Raw genomic sequence first — 6,404 nt, 5'->3', positions numbered from 1 at the left:
GGTGACCTGCCAGCCGCTCACGTCCAGCGCGCCGCTGAACGAGCCGTCGAGCCGCAGGCTGCCGTCGGGGTTGAGCAGGGTCTCCAGAGGCGTGGAGGCGGGCGCGGGGGCCTCGCCCGGGCGCGGCGGCCGGGCGGTGACGCGGGCGCCGCTGAGCAGGACGATAAGGGTGAATACGAGTGTGGCGGTCCAGGTTCGCATGCGCATACGATGGTCTTCCTCCTCGAACGTGCAACTAGAACGAAACGAACGACCGGCGATGGAACGAACGAACCGGCGACCAATGGACCCGGAGCGCCGTCCTGGATTCCCGCCCCGCGCCTTAGCGGTGCAGCCGGCAAGTTCTCAAACGGGAGGGGCTGGGAGGGCTTTGCCCTCTCAAAATACCGCCTCCCAGCCCTTTCGCGTATCAGGACTTGCCGGATGCACTACTTAGCCAGGCCTCCAGAACAAAGAGGACGCTCGACTAAGATTCGGAAACGTATAATGCAACACAATGAAAAAATATCAGAGAGTTAATACCACAGCATTACCGTAGAAGTTGGGCCGGAGGAAGAAAAAGGAACATGTAAAAAATGTTTCCGTATTGGCGAATGCTGCGGGCTAAAGCCCTGGCTGAGTTCATAAAAGCCCCTGCGGGACTTCCACGTGCTAAGCGAGGCCTCAGTTGCCAACATCGTAACCCGATGCGGCATGTGGGGAATGCCAGGAGGAGCAGAACGGTTGGGGGCTGAACTCCCCCTCCCGACGTGTGCGTCATGCGTGCTCTGGAGGGTGTGGGAGAGCCTGGCTCTCCCACACCCCGGCCGCAAAACCCGGTTATCCAAACCAGCGCCTACGACTTGATCAGCGGCAGGAAGATAATGTACTCTAGCGGCGGGAACCTGTTGATGTTGTAGAACTCGCCGGTGGTAAAGGGAAGATTGCTCAGGCTTGACCCGGCCAGGTCGGTAATCGTCGCTCCGGCGGGCACGATCAGGCGCAGCGTCCCGTTCCCCGTCCCCGTCCCCACCGTGACAACGTAGGTTGCGCCACTGCCGCTGACATTACTCACGCTCGCCCCGCTCAGGAAGCCGGTAACAGCCAGCGCGAAATCGTCTGCGGCCACCCCGGCCACCGGTTCGGAGAAGGCGACCTGGAAGCGCACGCTGAGTGCACTCGTCGGGTTGGGATCGAGGCGGGTAATGGAGGTGACCGTAGGTGCGGCCCGGTCAATCAGGTAGCTCTCGCCAGTTGTGAAGGGGACGTTGTACAGGTTCAGGCCAACCAGGTCGCTGATCGTCGTCCCGGCGGGCACGTCGAGGCGCAGCGTGCCGTCTCCCGTTCCCGTCGTAACGGTGACGATGTAGGTCGCGCCACCGCCGCTGACGCCGCTGACGCTTGCCCCGCTGACGCCGCCGGTAGACGTCGGTGTGAAGTCGTTTGCCGCTACCCCGGCGACCGGTTCGGAGAAGGTGACCTGGAAGCGCACGCTGGCCGCGCCCGTCGGGTTGCGGTCGAGACGGGCAATCGAAAGTACCGTAGGCGGGGTGACGTAAGCGGCGACATAGTCGGCGAGGGGGTTGCTGGCGGCATCGAAGAAAAAGCCACCTATGAACACATCGTTCCCGCTTATCGCCATGGCGCGGACCTGGCTGGTCAGCGCACCCGCGCCGCCAACGCCACCGAGGCCGCTCCAGGCGCCCCGGTCCCAGCGGGCCACGTAGTCCGCGGTCGCTATTCCCGCGGCGTTGTTGAAATTGCCGCCGACATACACATCGTTCCCGCTCACCGCCAGGGCGTTGACAACACTGCCAAGACCCAGCGCGCCGTCGCCGCCGCTGCCGCCGAGCGCGTTCCAACCCGTGCCGTCCCAGAAGGCCACGTAATCCGCGGCCGCCACGTCCCCGGCATTGGTAAAGGCGCCGCCCGCGTAGACCTCGTTCCCGCGCACCGCCAGGGCATTGACCGGGTTGTTCAACGCGCCGTTAGCGCCAATTCTGCCAAGGGCGTACCAATTCGTCCCGTCCCAGCGGGCCACGTAGTCCGCGGTCGCTATTCCGGCGGCGTCGGTGAAATTGCCGCCGACGTACACCTCATTCCCGCTTACCGCCAGGGCGCGGACCTGGTTATTTAACACGCCTCCGCCGCCGAGGCTGCCGAGGGCGCTCCAGGTCGCCCCATCCCAATGCGCCACAAAGTCCGCCGCGGCCACCCCTGCGGCATCGGTGAAGGCGCCGCCGACGAACACTTCGTTCCCCCGCACCGCCAGGGCGTTGACCGTGTTGTTCAGCGCACCGTTCCCGAACCCATTGCTGCCCAGGGCGTTCCAGACGCTGCCGTCCCAGCGGGCTACGTAGTCGGCGGTCGCTATCCCTGCAGCGTCAACGAAGAAGCCGCCGACGTACACATTGTTCCCGCTCACGGCCAGGGCGTTAACAGCGCTGCCAAAACCCAGCGCGCCATTACCGGCGCCGTTGCTGCCCAGGGCGCTCCAGGCGCTGCCGTTCCAGCGCGCCACGTAGTCGGCCGCCGGCACGCCGCCGGCATCGGTGAAGGCGCCGCCGACGTACACGTCCGTCCCGCTCACCGCTAGAGCGAAGACCGGGCCGTTCAGCGTGCTTATACTGCTGCTACTACCCAGGGCGTTCCATGCGATTCCGTTCCAGCGGGCCAGGTAGTCGGCCGCCGGCGACCCTCCGGCATTGATGAAGACGCCGCCAGCATACACATCCGTCCCCCCCGCCGCCAGGGCGAAGACCGGGGCGTTCATCGCGCCCCCGCCATCAAGGATGCCCACTGCGGTCCAGGTGCCGCCGCTCCAGCGTGCCACGTAATCGATTGCTGCCACGCCGCCGGCATCGGTGAAGGCGCCGCCGACGTACACGTCCGTCCCGCTCACCGCTAGCGCGTAGACCGGGCCGTTTAGCACGCCCACGCTGCCCAGGGCGCTCCAGGCGCTGCCGTTCCAGCGCGCCACGTAGTCGGCTGCTGCCAGGCCTGCGGCATCAGTGAAGCTGCCACCGACATACACATCGTTTCCGTTTACCGCCAGTGCATTGACTATGTTGCTCAGCGCGCCGTCGCCGCCAAAACTACCGAGCGCGCTCCAGGCGCTCCCGTTCCAGCGGGCCACGTAGTCGGCTGCCGGCAACCCCGCGGCATTGGTAAAGTCGCCGCCCACATACAGGTTGCCGCCGCTCACCGCCAGGGCGCGGACCTGGTTATTCAACGCGCCCCCGCCGCCGAGGTTGCCGAGGGCGTTCCAATTCGTCCCGTCCCAGCGGGCCACGAAGTCCGCGGTCGCTATTCCCGCGGCGTCGGTGAAATTGCCGCCGACGTAGACGTTATTCCCACTCACCGCCAGGGCGTTGACCGGACCGTTCAGTGCGCCATTGCCACCGAGGCTGCCGAGGGCGCTCCAGGTCGCCCCATCCCAGCGGGCCACGTAGTCGGCGGTCGCTATCCCTGCAGCGTCGAAGAAGAAGCCGCCGACGTACACATCGTTCCCGCTCGCGGCCAGGGCGTTAACAACGCTGCCAAAACCCAGCGCGCCGTTCCCGAACCCATTGCTGCCCAGGGCGTTCCAGGCGGTCCCGTTCCAGCGGGCCACGTAGTCGGCCTCCGCTATTCCTCCGGCATTGGCGAAAGAACCGCCAACGTACACATCGGTTCCGCTCACGGCGATCGCGAGGACCGTATTGTTTAGGGCGCTGTCGGTGGAAGATCCGAGATTGGTCCACTGTGCCGGTGGGCCTGCCTCAGGCTGAAAGATCGGCCCCTCCTCCGGGTCGAGAGTGACCTGCCAGCCGCTCACATCCAGTGTGCCGTTGAACGCGCCGTCGAGTTGCAGAGTGCCGTCGGGGTTGAGCAGGTCCTCTAACGTGACGCCGGACGGCTCGGGAGTGTCCGACTGCGCGGCAACGATGCCAGCGCCGCCTGCCAGCACCAGGAGAAGGATCAGGAGCGTGCGAGTCCATGGTCTCATAGCGATGTTCCTTTCGCAATCGTCGAATCACGACCGGACAAACAGCAGCAGATGCCCTGGATGCTCTCCTCTTTGCGTGGGTTCGCGGCGGCGCGTGTGCAGGTTCGGGTCCGGGCGCTTGCAAGCGCAGGCCCCCGGACGGACCGTGTTCTCTTTTAGCGATGCTCTGCCCCCCCGAACCTCCTTACAGATGCAGTGGGATTATTTGACCTTGCCGGCAGGCGGGCGCCCGCGGCGAGGGACGTTGTTTCAGCGTGATAGTTGATGGGCAGCGGGGCGTCTAGCGACAGCGTTAGTATTAGTAAATATATGCCAGTACATGGGTAATTTTAATTAAAAGATCATTACAACAATCTTTAGATATCTTTTATTGCATCAAGATTTTACGTACTATGGCATATGTGCACTGTGATTAAGACATGGTTTCAATCACGGCTTTTTGAATTGCCCTTTGGGGGAGATACGGCGGGTGCAGCCAGCGCGACAGGATGTCGTCAAAACAGAGAAGGGGCGCAGGGAAACCTGGTTTCCCCGCGCCCCAGATACCCTGGTTATTTGACTCGGCTTACCGCCGCACCAGCGGCAGGTAGATCTTGCGGTTGACGGTGTACGCCTGCCCGGTGGTGAAGGGGAGGTTGCTCACGTTGGCCCCCACCTGGTCAGCGATGGTGGCCCCGGCGGGCACGTCGAGACGCAGCGTGCCGTTCCCTGTGCCGGTGGCGACGGTGATCGTGTACGTGGTCCCGCTGCCGCTGACGCCGGTGACGCTGGCCCCGCTCAGCGTGCCGGTGGTCGTCAGGGCGAAATCGTTCGCGGCCACGCCGGTGACCGGCTCGGAGAAGGTCGCCTGGAACTGCACGCTGGCGGCGCTGGTGGGGTTGGGATCGAGGCGCGTAATGGCCGTCACCGTGGGCGCGGTCTTGTCCACAGTGTAGCTCTCGCCGGTGACGAAGGGCGCGTTGTTCACGCCCAGCCCGGCCAGGTCGTTTATCGTGGCCCCGGCGGGCACATCGAGGCGCAGCGTGCCGTCGCCGGTTCCCGTGCCGACGGTAACGGTGTACGTCGCGCCGCTGCCGCTGACGCCAGTGACGCTCGCCCCGCTGATGCCGCCGGTGGTCGCCAGGGCGAAGTCGCTGGCGGCCACGCCGACAACCGGCTCATCGAAGGCGACCTGGAACTGCACGCTGGCGGCGCCGGTGGGGTTGGGGTCGAGGCGGGTGATGGCGCTGACGGAGGGCGGCGCCGCGTAGGCGGCGACGAGGTCGGCGGCCAGGTTGCCAGCGGCGTTCTGGAAGGTCCCGCCCACGAAGAGGTCATTGCCGCCCGCTGCCAGGGCGCTGACCGCGTTGTTCAGCGCGCCGTTGCCGCCGCTGCCACCGAGGGCGCTCCAGGCGCTGCCGTTCCAGCGGGCCACGTAGTCGGCCTCGGCAATGCCTGCGGCATTGGTAAAGCTGCCACCAGCGTACAGGTCATTCCCGCTTGCCGTCAGGGCGCGCACCGGGCCGCCCAGCGCGCCGTTGCCGCCGCTGCCGCCCAGGGCGCTCCAGGCGCTGCCGTTCCAGCGGGCCACGTAGTCGGCTTCGGCGATGCCTGCGGCGTCAGTAAAGACGCCGCCAGCGTACAGGTCGCCGCCCAGCGCCGTGAGGGCGAAGACGCCGCCATTGAGCGCACCGTTGCCACTGCCGCCAAGGGCGTTCCAGGCCGTTCCGTTCCAGCGGGCCACGTAGTCGGCCTCGGCAATGCCCGCGGCGTCGGTGAAATTACCGCCCGCATATACGTCCCCGCCCAGGATTGTCAGGGCGAAAACCGAACCGTTCAGCGCGCCGTCGCCGCTGCCGCCAAGGTTGCTCCAGGCCGTCCCGTTCCAGCGGGCCACGTAGTCGGCCTCGGCAATGCCCGCGGCGTCGGTGAAATTACCGCCCGCGTAGAGATCGCCGCCACGCACGGCCAGGGCATTGACCGGGCCGTTGAGCGCGCCGTTGCCGCCGCTGCCGCCCAGGGCGCTCCAGGCGCTCCCGTTCCAGCGGGCCACGTAGTCGGCTTCGGGAATACCTGCCGCATTCTGGAACCAGCCGCCCACGTACACGTCGCTGCCGCTCACCGCCAGGGCGTTGACCACGAAACCTGAGAGCGGGCCATCGTTGGGGAGGCCGCCAACGGCGCTCCAGACGCTGCCGTTCCAGCGGGCCAGGAAGTCGGCTTCAGCCACGCCCGCGGCATTCTGGAAGATCCCGCCGACGAATACATCCGCGCCACTGATCGCCAGAGCGGTGACCGCGCCGTTGAGCGCGCCGTTGGCGCCGCCGCCGAGGGCGTTCCAGGTGTTGGCGCTGGTATCCCAGCGGGCCACGTAGTCGGCCTGGGCAATGCCCGCGGCGTTGGTAAAGGCGCCGCCCACGTACAGGTCGCTGCCGCTCACCGCCAGGGCGAGGACCTG

Annotated in this window: 3 protein-coding genes; all 3 read right to left on the bottom strand. The window is 66.2% G+C overall.

Features of this window, described 5'->3' with window-relative positions:
- On the bottom strand, positions 1-207 hold a 207-nt coding region (locus tag NZU74_20060; protein ID MCS6883628.1), incomplete at its 3' end, for a hypothetical protein.
- 628 nt (positions 208-835) lie between these two features.
- The gene (locus tag NZU74_20055; protein MCS6883627.1) at positions 836-3,967 is read right to left on the bottom strand and encodes a hypothetical protein; all 3,132 of its coding nucleotides are present in this window, start codon (positions 3,965-3,967) and stop codon (positions 836-838) included.
- Positions 3,968-4,532: 565 nt separating this feature from the next.
- Positions 4,533-6,404, bottom strand: a 1,872-nt coding sequence (locus NZU74_20050; protein MCS6883626.1) for a hypothetical protein, incomplete at its 5' end; no start/stop codon positions are given.

The organism is Chloroflexaceae bacterium (assembly GCA_025057155.1).
Lineage (GTDB): Bacteria > Chloroflexota > Chloroflexia > Chloroflexales > Chloroflexaceae > JACAEO01.
The sequence above is the reverse complement of the archived record's forward strand: the minus strand, read 5'-3'. Positions and strand labels throughout refer to the sequence as shown.